Source organism: Fonticella tunisiensis, from assembly GCF_004364155.1.
Classification (GTDB): Bacteria; Bacillota; Clostridia; order Clostridiales; family Caloramatoraceae; genus Fonticella; species Fonticella tunisiensis.
In genome coordinates, this window is record NZ_SOAZ01000025.1 from 1 (window position 1) to 19,954 (window position 19,954).

Annotated in this window: 19 protein-coding genes, 3 tRNA genes and 3 riboswitches; of the genes, 19 read left to right on the plus strand and 3 right to left on the minus strand. The window is 37.8% G+C overall.

Translation table 11 applies throughout. From position 1 onward, the window contains the following. The first annotated feature begins 127 nt into the window (after positions 1-127). The 3 genes from EDD71_RS12015 to EDD71_RS12025 all read left to right on the plus strand — a co-directional run bounded on the left by EDD71_RS12015 (position 128) and on the right by EDD71_RS12025 (position 2,976). Complete coding sequence (locus EDD71_RS12015) at positions 128-562, plus strand: DUF58 domain-containing protein (protein ID WP_133628988.1); 435 nt, start codon at positions 128-130, stop codon at positions 560-562. Then, a complete protein-coding gene (locus EDD71_RS12020) occupies positions 559-2,826 on the plus strand; it encodes a transglutaminase-like domain-containing protein (RefSeq protein WP_133628989.1) in 2,268 nt (755 codons plus the stop codon). Before EDD71_RS12015 ends, EDD71_RS12020 begins: the two co-directional genes overlap by 4 nt. Positions 2,827-2,890: 64 nt before the next feature. Continuing rightward, positions 2,891-2,976, plus strand: a tRNA-Leu gene (locus EDD71_RS12025). A gap of 189 nt (positions 2,977-3,165) precedes the next feature. On the opposite strand, the gene thiT is transcribed toward EDD71_RS12025, so the two are convergent. The 3 genes from thiT to EDD71_RS16015 all read right to left on the minus strand — a co-directional run bounded on the left by thiT (position 3,166) and on the right by EDD71_RS16015 (position 5,305). After that, positions 3,166-3,804 carry an energy-coupled thiamine transporter ThiT gene (gene thiT / locus EDD71_RS12030; RefSeq protein WP_133628990.1) on the minus strand — a complete coding sequence of 213 codons (639 nt, stop codon included), beginning with the start codon at positions 3,802-3,804 and terminating at the stop codon, positions 3,166-3,168. A 35-nt stretch (positions 3,805-3,839) separates the two neighbouring features. Continuing rightward, positions 3,840-3,941, minus strand: a riboswitch (TPP riboswitch). A gap of 68 nt (positions 3,942-4,009) precedes the next feature. Further along, positions 4,010-4,450, minus strand: coding sequence for a (2Fe-2S)-binding protein (locus tag EDD71_RS12035; protein ID WP_133628991.1), 441 nt, complete (start codon positions 4,448-4,450; stop codon positions 4,010-4,012). A gap of 178 nt (positions 4,451-4,628) precedes the next feature. Next, positions 4,629-4,805, plus strand: a riboswitch (cobalamin riboswitch). A gap of 116 nt (positions 4,806-4,921) precedes the next feature. After that, the gene (locus EDD71_RS16015; protein WP_341472341.1) at positions 4,922-5,305 is read right to left on the minus strand and encodes a hypothetical protein; all 384 of its coding nucleotides are present in this window, start codon (positions 5,303-5,305) and stop codon (positions 4,922-4,924) included. A gap of 37 nt (positions 5,306-5,342) precedes the next feature. On the opposite strand from EDD71_RS16015, the gene EDD71_RS16020 reads away from it, so the two are divergent. The 16 genes from EDD71_RS16020 to grdC all read left to right on the plus strand — a co-directional run bounded on the left by EDD71_RS16020 (position 5,343) and on the right by grdC (position 19,951). Next, entirely contained in the window at positions 5,343-5,777 is a 435-nt protein-coding gene (locus tag EDD71_RS16020) for an energy-coupling factor transporter transmembrane component T (protein ID WP_341472342.1), read from the plus strand. After that, complete coding sequence (locus EDD71_RS12045; protein WP_133628993.1) at positions 5,758-7,374, plus strand: ABC transporter ATP-binding protein; 1,617 nt, start codon at positions 5,758-5,760, stop codon at positions 7,372-7,374. Before EDD71_RS16020 ends, EDD71_RS12045 begins: the two co-directional genes overlap by 20 nt. 4 nt (positions 7,375-7,378) lie before the next feature. Then, entirely contained in the window at positions 7,379-8,065 is a 687-nt protein-coding gene (locus EDD71_RS12050) for an ECF transporter S component (protein ID WP_133628994.1), read from the plus strand. A gap of 14 nt (positions 8,066-8,079) precedes the next feature. Continuing rightward, the gene (locus EDD71_RS12055; RefSeq protein WP_133628995.1) at positions 8,080-10,530 is read left to right on the plus strand and encodes a hypothetical protein; all 2,451 of its coding nucleotides are present in this window, start codon (positions 8,080-8,082) and stop codon (positions 10,528-10,530) included. Beyond that, positions 10,527-11,129: a DUF4430 domain-containing protein gene (locus tag EDD71_RS12060; RefSeq protein ID WP_133628996.1), complete on the plus strand. Its 603-nt coding sequence runs from the start codon at positions 10,527-10,529 to the stop codon at positions 11,127-11,129. Before EDD71_RS12055 ends, EDD71_RS12060 begins: the two co-directional genes overlap by 4 nt. Before the next feature lie 120 nt (positions 11,130-11,249). Beyond that, positions 11,250-12,086 carry a Cof-type HAD-IIB family hydrolase gene (locus tag EDD71_RS12065; protein WP_133628997.1) on the plus strand — a complete coding sequence of 279 codons (837 nt, stop codon included), beginning with the start codon at positions 11,250-11,252 and terminating at the stop codon, positions 12,084-12,086. 56 nt (positions 12,087-12,142) lie between these two features. Beyond that, positions 12,143-12,217 (plus strand) — tRNA-Glu (locus EDD71_RS12070). An 81-nt stretch (positions 12,218-12,298) separates the two neighbouring features. Next, positions 12,299-12,389 (plus strand) — tRNA-Ser (locus tag EDD71_RS12075). 264 nt (positions 12,390-12,653) lie between these two features. After that, the gene (locus EDD71_RS12080) at positions 12,654-13,121 is read left to right on the plus strand and encodes a tRNA (cytidine(34)-2'-O)-methyltransferase (RefSeq protein ID WP_133628998.1); all 468 of its coding nucleotides are present in this window, start codon (positions 12,654-12,656) and stop codon (positions 13,119-13,121) included. Positions 13,122-13,214: 93 nt separating this feature from the next. Then, positions 13,215-13,312: riboswitch (glycine riboswitch) on the plus strand. 106 nt (positions 13,313-13,418) lie between these two features. Next, a complete protein-coding gene (locus EDD71_RS12085; protein WP_243116459.1) occupies positions 13,419-13,796 on the plus strand; it encodes a GrdX family protein in 378 nt (125 codons plus the stop codon). Between the two features lie 19 nt (positions 13,797-13,815). After that, the gene (trxB, locus tag EDD71_RS12090) at positions 13,816-14,742 is read left to right on the plus strand and encodes a thioredoxin-disulfide reductase (protein WP_133628999.1); all 927 of its coding nucleotides are present in this window, start codon (positions 13,816-13,818) and stop codon (positions 14,740-14,742) included. 11 nt (positions 14,743-14,753) lie between these two features. Continuing rightward, positions 14,754-15,080, plus strand: coding sequence for a thioredoxin TrxA (gene trxA, locus EDD71_RS12095; RefSeq protein ID WP_133629000.1), 327 nt, complete (start codon positions 14,754-14,756; stop codon positions 15,078-15,080). A 178-nt stretch (positions 15,081-15,258) separates the two neighbouring features. After that, positions 15,259-16,545: a glycine/sarcosine/betaine reductase component B subunit gene (locus tag EDD71_RS12100; protein WP_133629001.1), complete on the plus strand. Its 1,287-nt coding sequence runs from the start codon at positions 15,259-15,261 to the stop codon at positions 16,543-16,545. Between the two features lie 21 nt (positions 16,546-16,566). After that, complete coding sequence (grdA, locus tag EDD71_RS12105; protein ID WP_133629002.1) at positions 16,567-17,040, plus strand: glycine/sarcosine/betaine reductase complex selenoprotein A; 474 nt, start codon at positions 16,567-16,569, stop codon at positions 17,038-17,040. A 23-nt stretch (positions 17,041-17,063) separates the two neighbouring features. Continuing rightward, positions 17,064-18,365, plus strand: coding sequence for a glycine reductase complex selenoprotein B (gene grdB, locus EDD71_RS12110; RefSeq protein ID WP_423244830.1), 1,302 nt, complete (start codon positions 17,064-17,066; stop codon positions 18,363-18,365). A gap of 56 nt (positions 18,366-18,421) precedes the next feature. Then, positions 18,422-19,951, plus strand: coding sequence for a glycine/sarcosine/betaine reductase complex component C subunit beta (grdC, locus tag EDD71_RS12115; RefSeq protein WP_133629004.1), 1,530 nt, complete (start codon positions 18,422-18,424; stop codon positions 19,949-19,951). Positions 19,952-19,954 lie beyond the last annotated feature (3 nt).

Consider the following 19,954-nt stretch of genomic DNA (forward strand, 5'->3'; position numbering starts at 1 on the left):
ACATATATAATTCGATAAATGTTGGGGGATATCCTGCATATAGATGAATGCAGAGCCTTAAAAATTAAGCCTTTCAAGGTTTTGCAAGAGACTAAAAGACTGTTACAAAAGGGGGAATTCGAAGATTTTGGAAGAGAGAGCAGTTGAAGCTGCAGCATCTCTTAGTTGGTTCTTTCTGTCAAATTCTGTATCTGTAAATATGTACGTAAATGCATTAAAGCTTCATTATATAAGAGGAAGGGACATAAAAGAATTTAAGAATTTTCAGGAGATATTTTGTGAGGTTACATCGGATGGATACAATTCGCTAAAGGATGTTTTGGAAAAGAGAATAAAGCTCATTGCCAGAGGATCTTCCTTGATAATTATTACAGGTGATCTTGGAAGTGAGGATGCAAGGGCCTTTGAAGCGATTAAAGAAATGGGATACGATATAGTTCTAATATTTATCAGCGATGAAGAGCTTGAAGATGATATAAAATCTGTTCTTTCTAATTCGGAAATAAGGATGTATTTTGTTACATCGGAATCTGATATAAAGGGGGTACTAGAATCAAAATGAAATGGAAGTCAGCACCCCGTGATTTTATAATATATTTTATTTTTCTAATTGGCATAACTCTTAATATAATAGATTCTACCTTTAAGTTTGTTGACATAAAATACGACATCAGAATAGCTTTTCTAATTGCAGCTTCCATATTGATATATTTGTGGCTCAGTATAAACAACAAATATGCCGCCCTTCTTATATTAATTCCTGTTTTTATATTTAAACCCTCAAGAATAATAGAATTTACAAACTATTTGGTTAATAACTATAAAGATTTTATTCATGTTATGTTTGCAAGCCAGTACATACCTCATGAATTCATTAAATATTATATAAACTTTGTATACGCTGTTATGTCACTTTCACTTATAGCTGTTTATTTTCTGGTTGTTATAAAGAAGAACACCACGATTTTATTATTTGCAGGTTCTGGAATATATGTATCATATTATTATCTAGGAAACAACGATATGTTTAAAGGCTGCAGTATCTTTCTTATATTAACTATCATACTCTATGCATTTAATGAATATGTAAAGAAGAGGGATAGATGGAGCAGTGGGGATAGCGATGTCAAAAAGAATTATTTCTATAGATGGATAAGCCTAACGGTAATATTGGTTCTATTTACCAATTTTATTACTCAATTGTTTAAATATGACATAAAGCCCATAACCTTTGACTGGTTTGAAGAAAATATAGTAAATAGATTTGAGAGTTTAACCGGCAGGAGTGATCGGAGGCTCTCTGAAAGTGGTTTGAAGGAGAAATTCAATCTTACCTTTACAGGCTACCAGGAAAACCCCGGACAGCTTGGTGGGCCCATAAATATGGATAATTCCATAGCTTTCAGGGTGTATAGCGATAAGGATGTTTCAAATTTGCATCTTAGGGGAAGCATAAGCGACTCTTATACCGGACATGTATGGAAAAAAACAGATGAAAAGACGGAGAAGGTCGAAGGTGAAATCAATTCGGGGCTTACCGTCATCTTGAAAGAAGAGTATAAAAAAATTAAGATTACCCCTGCAAAGATTGAAACGACAACAGCATTTAACTCTCTCTATCCCGTAAGTGTAAGTAACAGCTGGAAATATGTACTTGTTGATTCGGATATGGGAATATACCATCCCAGGGTAGCAAGAAGGACAAAAAGCTATGAGGTGAATTTCAAAGAATACGATGCGGCTGAGATTCAGAAATCCCTTATGACTCTAAATTATGATTTAAACAATAAAATATATGATGATAATATAAAAAAATATTTAAAACTTCCCGATATTCCTTCAAGGGTATTTGACTTAACAATGGAAATAACTTCGAAATACAAAACTCCTTTTGAGAAGGCATCTGCAATTGAAAAATACCTGAAAGACAACTACCCGTACAGCACAGAAACTTCTATCGTTCCAGGGAACAGGGACTTTGTTGATTATTTTCTGTTTGATGAAAAGAAGGGTTACTGTACCTATTATGCTACTGCCATGGCCGTTATGGCCAGAATTATTAACCTTCCTTCAAGATATGTGGAGGGATATGCCTATCAGGGTATAATAAGAGGCAGCCAGGAGATGAATATATTAAACAGCGACGCCCATGCCTGGGTTGAGATATATTTCGATGGAATAGGGTGGGCAGCCTTTGATCCCACACCTGGAATGAGTTCTATTGCGCTTGATTTAAAATCAGACACTGATGGGGGAGCGAATGCACCACAGGATAACGATCAGGAGAGCGATGCATCAGGAGATACCCCTGCAAGGCTACAGGCACCCAGGCCACAGGATGGCACCATAGAAACCGATAACGTGGAAGTCCATACCAATGATAGTATAAATATCATGTATATAGTTTATCCTATTTCTGCAATATTAATATTGGGATTAATAGCGCTTATATGGAGTATGTCGTTGCTTAAAAGGAAAAGGTATATATACTATTCGCTTCAAAAATTAATTATTTATGGAAAGTATATAAACATAGAATACAGCACAGGCATGACAATTAGGGAATTTCTAGAGAGGCTTGGCAGAGTAGTGGATATGGAGCTTGATGAATATATACTGCTTTATGAAGGGATGTTATATGGAGAAGCATCCTTTAAAAAAAGGCACCGCAAAAAGCTTGACAGAATGTTGAGAAATATTAAGGGTGAAATAATTAGGCAGGGAAGCAGATTGAAGTTCTATATTTTTGATATCACAAGGACAGCTCTGCTCCCGTTGAAAGGCTGGGGATGTGGTAAGAGAAGCCACACTAGAGGAGAACTATAATGTGAAAAATTTGATTTTATGTATAGACAAATTAAATATTTGGTGATAAAATGTTTATGTAAACGCGGGTGTGGTGGAATTGGCAGACGCGCTGGATTCAGGTTCCAGTGTCCAAAAGACGTGCAGGTTCAAGTCCTGTCACCCGCACCACCATTGTTAGTTTTAAACGATATTTAATACATAAAAATTTAAAAACCAACAATAGTTTTTCAGCGATTGAAGTTGAAAATTTCTATTGTTGGTTTTTATTTTGTTTTTAGACGTATTTAGGAATATATGTTAATTATCCCAACTTGGCCTATCAATCACAGTACGAAAGTGAACGGAATAATTTTTATATTATAAAGCCTCAGATTTAACCCTTAAAATAGCCTGCTTAAATTGAGGTATCATGACTATTATAAGGGCAATGATTAATTCAACTGAAAGGAATGAACCGTTATATATAATCGAATACAGAACAGGGCTCATACCTTCAGGAGCATAGTCTGCAAAGAAAAATACTCCAGATAAAAAGTTAAATATAAATCTTCCTAAAACTCCAACTGTAACACCAATGGGAAAATTGTTTTTAAAGTATCCAGCAAGCCCTAATGCACCAAAGGCAAATGGATAATCTATTAAAACCTGAAACCAGTGTACTATATATGGATCTTGAATAAATTGAAGTATTCCATAGACCATTCCAGCTAATATACCTTCCATGGGGCCAAATATAAAGGCATAGAACATTATAGGCAGCATACTTCCAAGGGTGACAGAACCTCCCTGGGGCATCTTATAAAGCCTTATATATGAAAGAATAAAGGCTAGCGCGACGCATAAACTTCCATATGTAAGCTTTTTAGTATTAAATTTTTCATCCCTTTCCAGGATTCTTGAAATGAGTAGAGATGCGGCAATCAAGCCCAGCATAAATGCCCAGCTTTGAAGCTTGATTTCGGGAATTTTTTTAAACATGTTGATAAAGTAATACATAAAAAACCTCCTCCTTTTTACCGATGCAAAATAGGAGAAGAGCAATTGTGCTTCCCTTCGCCGGAATTACCCGGTTCAGGTTCAGAGGGTCGAAGGTTTAACCTTCCTCTCAGCATAACGCTCCCCTAGCATCAGGTTTAATATTAAATTCATAATAAATCATAAGCAATTTAGCGAGAAATTACAATAACCAAAATGAAAATATTTATTTTTCTTTATCCCTTAGCTCTAAAGCAAATGCTACAGCATCCTCCAATACGGGCCTGCAGCATTTGCCTGAGGGGTTTTGGGTTTTACACTGACAGCCCTTCATTGCTCCCGTCTTTGAGATAATATCCTCAACGGTTGATGAAGTTTTTTTAATAGCTATTTCATCAATAATGTCCTTCAAAGTAACGTTTTTGCAGTAGCATATTATTGGGTTGTCCTGTTCTTTAAACCACACCGGAACCTTTAAATCCCTCTGAAAATATATTTCGTCTGTGTCGTTGTTATAGTAAACAACATTGCATTTTGGATTGGTACAAAAACCATATGTATAGGATTTAAGATGCTTTCTAAAATAATCCTTAACAAGACTTTCTACTGTAATTAAAGCTACCCTGTCACCCTCTTGCTTGCAAAGAGGACATAGATCCATAGTCATTTTAATCACCTCACTAAATAATTATATTACAAAGGATGGAAAATTAAATAAGTTTATAAGTAAATGAAATATATTTTTAATTGCAGCGATGTTCTGTAAATTGAATCTTTAATTTAAAAAGGCAAATATTTTTCCAGAACATTGAAATTTCATTTTGGAAAGATTATAATTTAATTGATAAGTGAATAACGGTATAGGTGCTCCGGGAGACCGGAGTTAAAAGGGAAAGTGGTGTGAAGCCACTGCAGCCCCCGCTACTGTAAGTGAGTATGAAACCTGATATGCCACCTTTAGGGAAGGCCAGGGAGTAAGATGATCCACGAGCCAGGAAACCTGCCTGTACTTGAAATTTAAGCACCTTCGGAGGGAAGGGAGCTTTAAAATTGATTTTAAAGCCCTTTTCCGGGCTTTTTATTTTTCCCTCCAAACCTGGAGGAAAGGAGGAAAGATGAAACGCAATTATAATATATTTCATGTTCTCACATTGGCTTTTACAAGCATTATACTCATGATAATAATTTTTTCTTGTGAAAGCCCATTAATTTTAACAGGCATATTTATATATTTCTTAGTAGTTTTCATTACATGCGGACATTCAAAGGATATAAAAGACGGGTTTAAATATTTTGCGCCTTTTTTTGCAGTTACGTTAATCATAAATATGATTTTTGTAACTGATGGTACAATAATGCTTTTCAAAGCCTTTGGCAAAGATTTTACCCTTGAGTCTCTAATAGTTTCCTTTATGCTTTCCTTCAAGCTTTTGCTTATTATGTACCTGTTTATGATGATGGGCATAATGATCGATTCGGATAGGGCCGTTTCATTTTTTTCCAGCAAAATGCCCAAATCCACATTGATGATGATGGTGACCTTCAAGTTATTCCCCAGCATGAAAAACAGATTGGTAACCCTTAAGCAAATATACAGCATAAGGGGAGTGGATTTTGAAGGAAAGGGTATGAGGGAAAGAATAAAGGCCTTTATACCGATTCTGTCAATTCTTCTTGAAAGTTCCTTAGACGGAGCCTTTGACATCGGTGAAGCTGCCTATGTGAAGGGGTTTTTGAGTGGGAAACGAACTGTATATGACAGGCAGACCTTTGGAAGGAAGGATTATATTGTAACCCTTTATGCATTTCTACTCATCGTTGTTTATTTATTTTTTAGGATTAGCGGAAGCTTAAACTTTGATATATATATAGGTATTGATGTATCAAAATTTATCAATTTAGGTGCAATAACTGTTTTTATAATGCTTCTTATGCTTGCAGCATTAATTTTAATTTTGACTGAGGAGAATGAAGATGGCTTACATAGATATTAAAGGTTTAAGTTATTCTTATCCCGATGAAAGGGATAGGGCATTGAAGGATGTAAGTTTAGAGATAGAAAAGGGAGAAATTTTTCTTTTAATGGGGGATTCAGGTTCAGGAAAATCAACTCTGCTTAAGTGCATCTCTGGGGCAATACCCTATTTTTATGGAGGAACTCTATGGGGAAAAATTGAGATTCAGGGGAAAGCAGTGGAGAACATGACGCACCAGGAGAGGTCGGGAACAATAGGAATGATTTTTCAGGATCCCGAGAGGCAGCTTTTGATGAATAAAGTTCACAGAGAAATAGCCTTTGGATTAGAAAATATTGGTGTGGAGGAAAAAAACATTAAAAGGAGAGTATGGGAGGCGCTTCAGTTCTCCAACATACAGGATATTGCTCTTCAGGATATAAATACTCTATCAGGGGGGCAGAAACAGAGGGTTGCAATTACTTCGGCAGTTGCCGGTTTGCCCCAATGTATACTGCTGGATGAGCCTACTTCACAGCTTGATCCTTCCTCCGCCGAAGAGGTGGTTGAACTTATAAAAAAAATAAATGATGAGCTTGGCATAACTATCGTTGTGGTTGAGCAGAGGGTTGACAGGTGGTTTCAAATATGCGACAGGATAGGAATAATGAAGGATGGTATGCTTTTATTTGTTGGAACACGTGAGGAGCTTTACTTAAGTGATGATGAATATTTAAGAGGATTTTTACCGACCCGTTTGAAGCTTGCAAAGGCTCTTGGCATAGAGAAAATGCCCCTTACCATTAGGGAAACGCGAAGGGCATTAGGCAGATTTGAATTCCGCCTGAAGGAGGATAAGCATAAAGGAAGCTCTAAATGCATCCTGTCAATTAAAAACCTTTACTGCGGCTATGGAAATGAAGAAATACTCAGGGGAATAAATCTCTTAGTTAATGAAGGGGATTTCATCGGGATTTTTGGTCCAAACGGAGCAGGAAAGAGTACGCTGCTTAAGAGCATTATGGGCCTTTTAAAATATTCGGGAAGCATAAGGATAATGGATAAAGAAGTTAAAAATTTAGGGGTGAGGGACATTGCACTGATATCGGGATACGTATCCCAGAATCCAAATGATTATATATCTAAAGACACGGTTTATGATGAATTGAAATTTACGCTTGATAATTATGGCATTAAGGATGATGGTGTTATAGATATTACTCTTAAAGACCTCAATATTTATGAACTCAGACATAAAAATCCAAGGGACATAAGCGGAGGAGAAAGGCAGAGGGTTGCAATTGCTTCCATTCTGGTATTAAGGCCAAAGCTGCTTCTTCTTGATGAACCCACGAGGGGGCTTGATTTTGAAGCAAAAAGAAAGCTGGGCAGAGTTTTAAAATCTCTGAATAAAAATGGAACAACGATAATTTTAATAACACACGATGTTGATTTTGCAAGCGAGTTCTGCGATAGATTCGGAATTATTTTTAACGGAGAGATAGTATCGATAGGCACAAGGGAAGAAGTTTTAAGTGAAAGCATTTACTATACTACGGAAATTAATAAGCTGCTCAGAGACAAGAATAAAAGAATTTTCAGTCTGGAACAGGCCTTGAGTTCTGTCAGGAGGTAGCCGGATGAGAAAATTAAGCATATATTTAACGACATTTTTTATCAGCATACTTCTGTTTTTAACAATAACAGGCAAAATACAGGAGTACATTCCATTATTTGTCACCATTGTTGTTTTAGCAATACTGATTTTAAGTTATATGTATTTTGAGAAAAGCGCTATGGGTACTAAAGAAATTGCTGTTATAGCAACATTAAGTGCATTTGCAGGTGTAGGCAGAGCTATATTTGCCTTTGCACCTGGTGTTCAGCCAACCACCTTTATTGTAGCCATTTCAGGGTTTGTGTTTGGTCCTTATGAAGGATTTTTAGTGGGAAGTACAGCTGCTTTTATATCCAATATATTTCTTGGTCAGGGGCCATGGTCTCCATGGCAGATGTTTGGCTGGGGTATTGTTGGCGTGATTTCAGGAATTATAGGTAAAGCAAGGGCTAATATTTCAGTAGAAAAATTTTCGGTTATATGCTTTTTGTATGGATTTCTATTTGACTGGATAATGAATTTATGGCACGTACTTGGATATATAAGGCCTTTAACTTTAAAGAGCATAATATCAGCATATGCGCTGGGGCTGACATTTGATGTTTTACATGCCATATCCAATTTTTTATTTTCTATGATCTTTTTCGAAAGGCTTGTTAGAGTTTTAAGGAGGTTTAAAAGAAGGCTTGAGATAACCTATATAAGATAGTTGGAGGTAAAGTTATGAAAAAGAGAATAATAAGTATTTTTTTAATAGGGATTTTAGCATTAACTCAGGGATTGTTTATATTAAATAATAAGGTAAAGGCAGAGACTAACAGCTTTTTGGTTCCAGTTAGAATTGAGGGCTTAAATGGAACTATTGCAGAGGGCAGCGCAAAGGGAGAGAATGCACTGGAAATAGTAAAAAATGTTTTAAATGAAAACAAGATACCATTTACGATTTCAAGAGCAAGTTGGGGTAGCTTATATATAAGTTCTATAAATGGATTAAGCGAAAAGAAATTCGGCGGGTATGATGGATGGTTATACTACATTAAAACCAGGGACTCAGTGATATCGCCAATGTCAGGTTTGGACGGGTATTTTCCAAAGGAAGGTGAAAGCATAATTCTGTATTACGGGGATTTTTCAACTCCCTATGTTAACAGCATAGTGTTTATACCGGAAATTGTAAAAGAAAATGAAAGGTTCAAAATGAAGTTTGTATATAAAAACTTTGACTGGATCTCAAATTCCGAAGTAATAACTCCTATAAAGGGTGCAATTGTAAGTATAGATAACATAAACTATATAACTAACGATAGCGGAGAAATAGAAATAACCGGACTTTCAAAGGGCGAACATACATATAGAATAAGCGGATATAATATAGACAAACTGCCAACCGTTGTTATGGACAAGGGTACCTTCATAATTGATAATGAACACTCACCAAGCTTTAACTATACTGACTCCCGTTTTAATGAAGTGACAAGGGATAATACCGGTATTGTGAAGGATATAAATAAAGAAATAAGGGATACTTTAGGTTATATAAAAAACAACACTGCTGAGCCCTGGGCAGCAGTTACCCTCAACAAATTTTCTATAAAACCCGATGGTGATTATGTAAAGAAAAATGCAGAAGAAATCTTCAAATACGGTGTAAAGGATTACAGCAATACGGATTTGGAGAAACTTATAATTCATCTTACGGCCTCAGGATACAGTCCGTATAACTTTATGGGATATAACCTTGTATCAGAACTTTTTAATAGAGATATAAACAAATTTTATATAAACGATATTATTTTCGGGCTCATAAGCTATAAATATGCGAACATTCCTGAAGAGTATAAAATAACAAAAAGGCAGTTGGTTGATTTGCTTCTGGATAAGCAGCTTAAATATGAACTAAATGGAGTTGAATATAGGGGATGGGCTCTATATGGGAATAGAATAAATCCTGATATTACAGGTATAGCAATAAATGCTCTTTCTGAGTTTTATGATTTAATACCAGAGGTAAAGGATTCTGTAGATGGCGCAGTACAGAGCCTTTCAAAACTTCAGGATAAAGAGGGATATTTGCATGATGAATATGGGCGTTTCAGTGAAAGTATATCCTTTGCTATACTTGGATTAACTTCTATCGGTATAAACCCTGAGGGAATCCTCTTTACAAAGGAAAGGGGCGACCTTGTTTCTGCACTCCTTTCATTTAAGGGAACTAATGGTCAGTTTAAACATTCTCTGGATGGTGGAAATAACTACATAGCAACAGAACAGGCATTACGAGCACTAATAGCATTACAGGAATTTAAAAATACCGGAAAATATGATTTTTATAAGAGCAGCATTAATTCAGAGGAACTATCTAAGTACAATTATGTGCCAAGTGTGGATTCAAACCAGGATGGTTACAAAAGCAAAGGCTCCTTCATTTCAAAAAATAGCAAAGTAGTTAATGAAAATACTTATGAAAATGAAAGTGCAAGTACTGATGAAGGTAAAGAAAAAAATGCTGTGGACTCAATGGAAGAATACAAAGGCGAAATAATAAAGAACGAAGCTGAAACCATTTTAAAGCTTTTAGAAAGGGTCCCGGATGGTACTGTGATAAAAATAGATGCATCACAAAATACAAGGGTTAGCAAGGAGGTCTTCGATTCTATAAAGGGAACCAACAAGATTTTAAGTTTTGAAGTTGATGGATTGGTATGGATATTCAGAGGAACGGATATAACCCAGGAAACCAAGGACATTGACTTGGGACTTAATAAACTGTCTGAACATAGAGAAAAGATACTTGGAAAGGTAAAGGGAGCATATATAGTATCGTTTAAGGATAATGGCATACTTCCGGGAAAGGCAGAGGTAAGAATTAAGCTGGATTCGGGCTGGCTGAACGGGAAAAACAGGAATAACATTTATTTATATTATTATAATGCTGAAGAAGATAAGATTGAAAAAATTTCAGGACCTCTGGGTGTAGATTATGAGGGGTATATTACCATAAACATTACCCACTGTAGTGATTATTTCCTAATCGATAGAGATTTAACCGCAGTAAAGGATAAAGGAAACATCACTACAATAGGCTGGATAGGTATAGGTTTTATGATTGCTGGTGCGGCAGCAACAGCCGTAATGTTAATTAGAAATAACGTTAGAAAGGGTAAGGTGGCATGAAACGAAGAGGGATGCTCATTGCGGCAGTTATACTTTTTTCCCTGGGTGTAATGTTGTTTGCAAAGGGCTATCAGAGAAACTACATAGCCTCTAATGCAGAAAACGCAGATGTAAACATTGAAGTGACTGGCACAAATCAAAATCAGGCTAAACAAAATGATAATCAGATTAAGCAGGAGCAGAATCGGATAAAGGAACAAAATAAAGAAGTAGATAGGAACAAAAATAACGATGATGCCAGTAACCCATCTAAAAGCGAACCACAAAAGCAGGAGAAAGCAAAGGACAATATAATTTTTTTGGATACAATAAGTGGGAAAAAAATACTGTCCGCAAGCACAAATATAGAGAACAGGACTGTGGCTGAGGTAACCATTGAAATGCTAAAAAGCAAGGGAATAAGGTACAGGGCTGTTGGAGCAGGAGAAACTATATATTTCTCCATGATTGCCAATTTAAAGGAAAGAGATGCAGGCCCTGAGAGCGGATGGTGTTATTTTGTAAATGGGAAAAAGTACAGCGTGGGTGCTGGAGTATATAGACTTAAAAGGGATGATGTACTTGAGTGGAAGTTTTTGAAGGATGGAGTTAAACCCTGAATAGTTAATTGAGGGCATGGAAGTTTAAATTAACTTTAATGCCCTATTATATTTTTCTTTGTCAATGTAAATAATTTATGTTAGTATATTTTTTAGTAGAATTTAAAAGCAGGTGATGGCATGAAATACAAATTGGTAGCAATGGATATGGATGGTACTTTGTTAAATGACAACAAAGAGGTGAGTGAAAGGACAAAGGAAACTTTAAAAAAGGCAGCGGATCTTGGAGTGAAGCTTGTTGTGTGCACTGGAAGAATATTTGCATCCGCAAGGATTTATGCAGGGATAATTGGAACAAAGGCTCCTATAATAGCGTCAAATGGCGCCTATATAAGGGAGAAGGATAGCGAAAGAATCATTTATGAGAAGTATATGAATCCCCAAAAGGTGCGAAAGCTTGTCGAGATGGCAAAAAAATATGGTTTTAAACCCACTTTATTTACAGCCGATACAGTATTCGCCGAAGAAATATCCTTTATATCAGCAAACTATAAAAAGTGGAATGAGAGTCTGCCAGAAGGTGACAGGATAAAGATTGAAGTAGTAAATAATTTTGATGAGGTAATAGAAAAAAACAGAAACAGACTTTTAAAGGCTGTAATTATGGGGGATGATATAGATGGTCTACATAAGCTTCGAAGGGAGATTAGGGAAACTGTTGAAGTAGCAGATTTATCTATTGCATCTTCGTATTCAAATAATTTTGAGGTTATGGAATATGGCGTTTCAAAGGGAGAGGCAGTAAAATTTCTTGCGAACTATTTTAATATATCATCAGATGAGGTTATATGTATAGGTGACAATGAAAACGATATCAGCATGATTCAGTATGCAGGCCTTGGGATAGCGATGGGGAATGCAGAGGATTATGTTAAAAATATAGCTGACTATGTAACAGACACCAATGAGAATGATGGAGTTGCCAAGGCCATCGAAAAGTTTGTCTTAAATTGTTGAAAAATGTTGTTGATGTTGGTGCAAATTCCTGTTAATATATAATATGATTTGCTAATGGCCCCTTGGTCAAGCGGTTAAGACACCACCCTTTCACGGTGGTAACAGGGGTTCGAGTCCCCTAGGGGTCACCATTTAGAAGTTGGAAGCAGGATGTTGGAAGTTAGTTTTCATATAATTTAATTTTCAACATCTAATCTCTAACTGTCTAATACGGAGAGATGGTCGAGTTGGTTTAAGGCACCGGTCTTGAAAACCGGCGTAGGGGTAACCCTACCGTGGGTTCGAATCCCACTTTCTCCGCCAGTAAAAAAGGTCAGCATGTGCTGGCCTTTTTGTTTTTTAAGAATAAATGCCTTTATTATCCTAGTCGGATTGGTGAATGGAGAAATGGGAGGGAACATTAAAAGGTATTAAATGATTAAAAAATTGGTTTATAATAAAAATAAATATGATGCTGCTTTTAAACATCTGTGTGCAAGCGTGGTTATAAGCACAATATACATTTTATGTCAGAGTCTTTTAAAGCGGAACTGGCATAATACGTTAAATTAAGCGGGAGGAGTTTCTATGAATTTAAATATAGTGCTGTATCAACCTGAGATACCTCAAAACACTGGAAATATAGGAAGAACCTGTGTACTTACAAATTCTAGACTTCACTTAATTAAGCCACTTGGATTTGAGATAACGGATAAACATCTTAGAAGATCAGGAATGGATTACTGGTACAAACTTGATGTAGTGTACTATGAAAGCTTTGAAGAGTTTTTAGAAAAAAATAGAGGAGCAAGGATATTTCTTGCAACAACCAGAGCTAAAAAATTTTATAATGCGGTAAGCTATGAAAAAGGAGACTACATAATGTTTGGAAGAGAATCTTCGGGAGTGCCTGACAGCGTAAGGGAGATTTTTAAGGAAAGTTCAATTAAGCTTCCCATGATAGAATCAACCGATAGATCGCTAAACCTTTCAAATTCAGTGGCGATTATAGCATATGAGGCTTTAAGGCAGATGGGATTTCCAGGAATGAAATAAATTTATTGGTAATATTATAAAAATCGATAGCAAAATTTTTGATAATGCCTTATAATGAAATTGGAGAGCATAATTTAAAATATAATATTCTGGATGATGCAAATGGGAGAGACCCGATTAGGGCGCCGAAGGGGTAAGTCAAATTTGCCAGATTTGATGATACTCTCAGGCAAAAGTACTGTTTGCTGACAGGCCTCTGAACTTGGGACAGAGAGAATGTAATGGCTGCATTGCATTCTCTTTTTTAATCCTTTAACAATTAAAGGAAGAGCAGGGTATTGACAAGAGGTGTATTAATTGATAGAAAAAATAATAATAGTAACGAATAATGTACTATCTGATACGTCCTTTAGGGGGAATCATCGGGTTGATTTCATAGAGGGAAGCCTTTTAGATGTTCTTATTAAGGTCAGGGATTATATACATCTTGGTCACAGACTTATGACACATCCTCTTATGGGGAGCATAAAGCCAAATCAAACTCCCTATAAAACTGTGGCCATTACTTTAAAAGCATATGAATCAGTTGATTTAAATTCTCTTATACTAATAGAGAACAGCATCGAAATCACATTAAAATTACTAAATAATAAGCCTCCAAGAAATTGGCCCGAAGAGGTGCTTGAGGACTACAGAGCAGTAGATTTCGAACTTATAAAAAACGCCCTAAACTAAATACAAAGGAGTGATTGATGTGGCAAATATTCATGACATCATCATAATAGGGGGAGGACCTGCAGGTTTATCATCAGGGCTTTATGGCTCAAGGGCAAAACTTGATGTTCTCATCATAGAGAAAGGAAATTTTGGGGGGCAAATGTCGACAACTGCTGAAGTCGAAAACTACCCTGGTTCAATTGAAAATGCAACGGGCCCTTCACTTACAGAAAGAATGAGGCAGCAGGCGGAAGAGTTTGGAACCAAGTTTGTCAAGGATGAGGTTGTTGGCGTTGACTTTACCGGGGATATAAAGGTTGTTAAAGGTAAAAATGAAGAATATCAGGGAAGAACAGTTATAATCGCTACGGGAGCTGAACCAAGGCTTGCAGGATTTAAGAATGAAGTTGAATTAAGGGCCAGGGGAGTTTCATATTGTGCAACCTGCGATGCTGACTTCTTTGAAGGCCTCGATGTAGCAGTAATTGGCGGGGGAGATTCTGCCTTAACTGAAGCCATTTATCTTACAAAGTTCGCAGAATCAGTAACAATTATTCATAGAAGGGATGAGTTGAGGGCTGCAAAATCTCTACAGGAAAAAGCCTTTAACAATCCAAAGATTAAGTTCATCTGGAATAGTGTTCCTGTAGAAGCAAGAGGAGAAGAGATAGTTGAAGGATTGATTATTAAGAATGTCAAAACAGGAGAGACATCTGAGATTCCTGTCAACGGTATATTCGTATTTGTAGGGCTTGATCCTATAACAGAAGTATTCAGAGGACATATCGAAATGGATGAGAGGGGATATATAATAACAGATACGGAAATGAGGACAAACGTAGAGGGAGTTTTCGCGGCAGGCGATGTTAGACAGAAGACTTTAAGGCAGGTAATTACAGCTGCAGCCGACGGAGCAATAGCTGTAATTGCAGCAGAAGAATACATTAATGAAAAATTTAAGTAGGAGGTATTATTATGTTAGAACTTAACAAGGAAAACTTTGATGCTGAAGTTATTAATTATACTGAAAAACCTGTTTTTGTTGATTTCTGGGGTGAAAAGTGTCAAAAATGCCTTGAGCTTATGCCTGATGTTCACAAGCTTGAGGAAAAGTATGGGGATAAGATAAAGTTTGCAAGTCTTAATACCAGCCAGAACAGAAGGCTTGCAATTGCTCAAAAGGTTTTAGGACTTCCAACCATGATCGTGTATGTAAATGGCGAGAAGGCTGAAGTTCTAACTCCTGACAAGATTTCTTCCGCAGCTGACATAGAAGAGATGCTTAAGAGATTTTATAAGTAGTTTAAAAAAGCTATTAGCTTTTGCATAATGATAACCAGGCTTCAGATGGGCTATCCTCATCTGAAGCTTAGTTTAAGCCAATCATTAAGTTCAGCTCAATGAAATATCTTTTAATAGGGGACGGGCTTTAGGACGCGGTTAGCTAAAGGGATTGGAGAAAATATGGGAGGTGAAGGTTTTGCGTCTGGAACTGGGGAAAATCTATATTAAGGATGTACAATTCGCATCAGAAACAAGGGTGGAAAATGGCACACTTTTTATCAACAGGGAGGAGCTGCTTAAGGAAATAGGGGAAGACGAAAGACTAAAACATATCGATGTCGAAATAGCAAAACCCGGCGAGGAAGTAAGGATTATTCCTGTTAAGGATGTAATTGAGCCAAGAGTTAAAGTTGAAGGAAATGGTGGAATCTTTCCAGGATTCATCTCAAAAGTTGATACCGTAGGCTCCGGCAGGACACATGTGCTTAAGGGAACAGCAGTAGTTACTACGGGCAGGATTGTTGGCTTTCAGGAAGGGATTATAGATATGGCAGGAGAGGGAGCAAAATACACTCCATTCTCAAAAACAAACAACATAGTTATAATTTGTGAACCAGTTGATGATTTACCTCAACATGAGCATGAAGAGGCAGTAAGGATTGCTGGTTATAAAGCTGCAGCATACCTTGGAAAGGCGGGAAAGGACATTTCACCCGATGAGGTTAAGGTTTATGAAACCCTTCCACTACTTGAACAGGTTAAGCAGTATCCTGAGCTGCCCAGGGTGATTTATGTATATATGCTTCAGAGCCAGGGGCTTTTGCATGACACATATGTGTATGGAGTCGATGCAAAGAAGATTATTCCAACTTTTATATACCCAACTGAAGTATTTGATGGTGCAATAGTCAGCGGCAACTGTGTATCTGCATGCGATAAGAATCCAACCTATGTTCATATGAATAATCCAATAATAGAAGATTTGTATGAGAGGCATGGTAAGGATATAAACTTCCTTGGATGCGTTATTACCAACGAAAACGTATATCTTGCAGATAAGGAAAGATCATCAAATTATACCGCAAAGCTCGTTGAATTCCTGGGTGCAGATGCAGTTATCATCTCAGAGGAAGGCTTTGGAAACCCGGATGCTGATCTTGTTATGAACTGCAATAGGATAGAGGAAAAGGGAATAAAGACCGTCCTTTTAACCGATGAATATGCAGGACGGGATGGGGCATCACAATCCCTTGCAGATTCCACCCCAAGGGGAGATGCCGTTATTACGGCAGGTAACGCAAATCAAATTGTGATACTGCCTCCAATGAAAAAAGTTATCGGACATCCTAATGCTGCAGATATAATTGCTGGGGGATTTGCAGGATCGCTGATGGCTGATGGATCAATTGAAGCGGAAATACAGGTTATAACCGGTGCTACAAGTGAAGTTGGATTTGGATATCTAACTACTAAAACATTTTAGTTTAAATGGGGAGGTATTGTAATGATTTTAAGGGGGAAAAAGGTTATAGCTATTGGAGACAGGGATGGCGTTCCAGGACCAGCCATAGAAGCATGCGCAAAGAGCGCAGGAGCTGACGTTGTTTTTGCCTCGACAGAGTGCTTCGTTTGAACGGCTGCCGGTGCTATGGATCTGGAGATCCAACAAAGAGTCAAGGACCTGACTGAAAAGTATGGTGCTGAAAATATTGTTGTTCTACTCGGTGGTGCAGAGGCTGAGGCTGCTGGCCTTTCAGCAGAAACCGTAACAGCCGGTGACCCAACCTATGCAGGCCCATTGGCTGGGATTTCCCTTGGCCTTATGGTATATCATGTTCTTGAGGATGAAGTAAGGAATGAATTTGATCCTGAAGTTTATGATGAACAGTGCGGATTGATGGAAATGGTTCTTGATGTTGATGCAATTAAACAGGAAGTTGGCTCAATCAGGGAACAATATACACAGTTTAAAGATTAATCCACCGGGGGGGATTGCCAGTGATGCGAATTGTCCATTATATAAACCAATTCTTTGGTCAGATAGGTGGAGAAGAAAAGGCCCATATACCACCTCAAATAAGGGAGGGTATTGTAGGACCGGGAATGGCCTTTAAACAGGCCCTAAGGGGTGAGGCAGAAATTGTAGCCACAATTATTTGTGGCGATTCATATTTTGCTGAAAACGAAGCAAAGGCTAAGGCTGAAATACTTAATATGGTCAAAAAATATTATCCTGATATATTTATTGCAGGACCCGCATTTAATGCAGGAAGATACGGTATAGCATGCGGTACAATTGCCAAAGCTGTTAAGGATGAACTTGGTATTCCCGTTGTGACGGGTATGTACGTTGAAAACCCTGGAGTTGAAATGTTCAGAAGGGATATATACATTATATCCACAAAGAACAGCGCGGCAGGTATGAGGGATGCGGTTTTAAAGATGGCTGCTATGGCTCTCAAGCTTGCAAAGGGGGAAAGAATTGGCTCACCGGCAGATGAGGGATATGTTGAAAGAGGAATTAGAGTAAATTATTTTGCCGGGGAGAGAGGCTCAAAAAGAGCAGTTGACATGCTCATCAAGAAAATAAAAGGAGAAGCATTTTTAACGGAGTTCAAAATGCCTGAATTTGACAGAGTTATCCCAAATCCACCTGTTCAAGATATTACAAAGGCAAAAATTGCCCTTGTAACGTCCGGTGGAATTGTACCAAAGGGCAATCCAGACAGGATTGAGGCATCAAGTGCTTCTAAATATGGTGAATACGACATAGAAGGAGTTTTTGATTTAACCGGGGAAACATTTGAAACAGCACACGGAGGGTATGATCCGGTATATGCCAACATGGATGCAGACAGGGTGCTTCCGGTCGACGTACTAAGGGATTTAGAAATGGAAGGCAGGATAGGTAGCCTTCATAGATACTACTATGCCACTGTAGGGAATGGTACATCGGTTGCCAACGCTAAAAGATTCGGTGCAGAGATAGCAAAGAAGCTTTTATTAGATGGGGTTAATGCCGTGATTTTAACTTCCACCTGAGGTACCTGTACGCGTTGCGGTGCAACCATGGTAAAGGAGATTGAAAGGGCGGGGCTTCCTGTTGTTCATATGTGTACGATTGTTCCTATTTCAAAGACAGTTGGAGCAAATAGAATAGTACCTACAGTTGCTATTCCACATCCACTTGGAAATCCAAACCTATCGCGGGCAGAGGAAAAGGCATTAAGAAGAAAACTTGTAGAAAGAGCCCTCAAGGCACTTCAAACACCAGTTGGCGACCAAACAGTATTTGAAGAATAGTACAGAGGGGGATGATTATCCCCCTAAAATTATATAAATCCTTTGGAGGTGTAAATATGTTCCCTGTAATAAAGGGTGCAAGCTATATACTTGTTAATGCTCCCGACATGGTCATTCACAATGGGACAACTCAGACCCTTGAGAGAGAAACAAATCCTGATTCAGAATACTTAAAGAAAGCTCCTGAACACTTAAGGGCCTTTGATGATGTTGTGGCATACCCTGCAAATCAAACTTATATAGGAAATTTTGACCCTATAGAACTTGGAGAAATGGCAAGGCCATGGTATGACAAAAAAATTGAAGGCGCTTCAAGGTTTGGAAAGTTTGGGGAAATAATGCCCCAGGATGAGTTCTATGGGCTCATGAAGATATCTGATGCTTTTGACCTTGTCCTTCTGGAGAAGGGTTTTACAGCAAATGTAAAAATCAAGTTTGAAGCACATAACCTTCTTAAAGGCTTCTCTGTCAAACTGGGAAACGGTGTAGAAATAGAGGAAATAGAGAAAGCCGTTGATAACTTAGGGGCAGAGGGGCTTTATATGAATGGCAGGCTCGTTGGCTGTGTAAAAAGGGCACATGAATTTGATAAAGCACTTACAGCTCACGTAATGATAGAAAATCTGGCTGTTAAAGCCTCAGGGATACTTGCAGTTCTCCATCTTGTTGATAAGTTTGGAATAAATAAAGATGACATAGATTATATAATTGAATGTTCCGAGGAGGCATGCGGAGATATGAACCAGAGGGGAGGAGGGAATTTTGCAAAGGCAATAGGGGAAGTTGCAGGCCTTAAAAATGCTACCGGATGCGATATCAGAGGTTTTTGTGCGGCACCGACACATGCACTTTTAAATGCTGCCTCCCTCGTACAATCAGGAGTGTTCAAGAATGTTTTAGTTGTAGCAGGTGGATCTTTAGCGAAGCTTGGAATGAACGGAAGGGATCATGTTAAAAAGGGAATGCCTATTATGGAAGATATACTTGGAGGATTTGCTATACTCGTATCTGAAAACGATGGGATAAATCCAGTAATAAGAACGGATTGTGCTGGAAGGCATACAATTGGGGCCGGAGCTTCACCACAGGCTGTTATAGAGGCCATAGTTGCATCCCCCCTTGAAAGGGCGGGTTTAAAATTCAACGATATCGACGTTTATGCCCCAGAAATGCAAAATCCCGAGGTTACAGAACCGGCGGGTGCAGGGGATGTGCCGACGGCTAATTATAAGATGATTGGTGCGCTTGCTGTTAAGGAGGGCCAACTTGAAAAGTCAAAACTTTCTGAATTTGTTAAAAAGCATGGATATGTTGGATATGCACCAACGCAGGGGCATGTACCGTCAGGAGTTCCGATTATTGGACATGGAAGAGAAAAAATATTAAATGGTGAAATCACGAGGTTTATGGTTATTGGGAAGGGAAGTCTTTTCCTTGGAAGAATGACAAACCTTTTTGATGGTGTTTCCTTTATAGTTGAGAAGAACCCTGGAAAGACAGAAGAAAAAACAGTTTCAAAGGAAGAAATCAAGAATATGGTGGCGGATGCTATGAAGGAATTTGCTTCCTATCTATTTCAAAAATAGGAG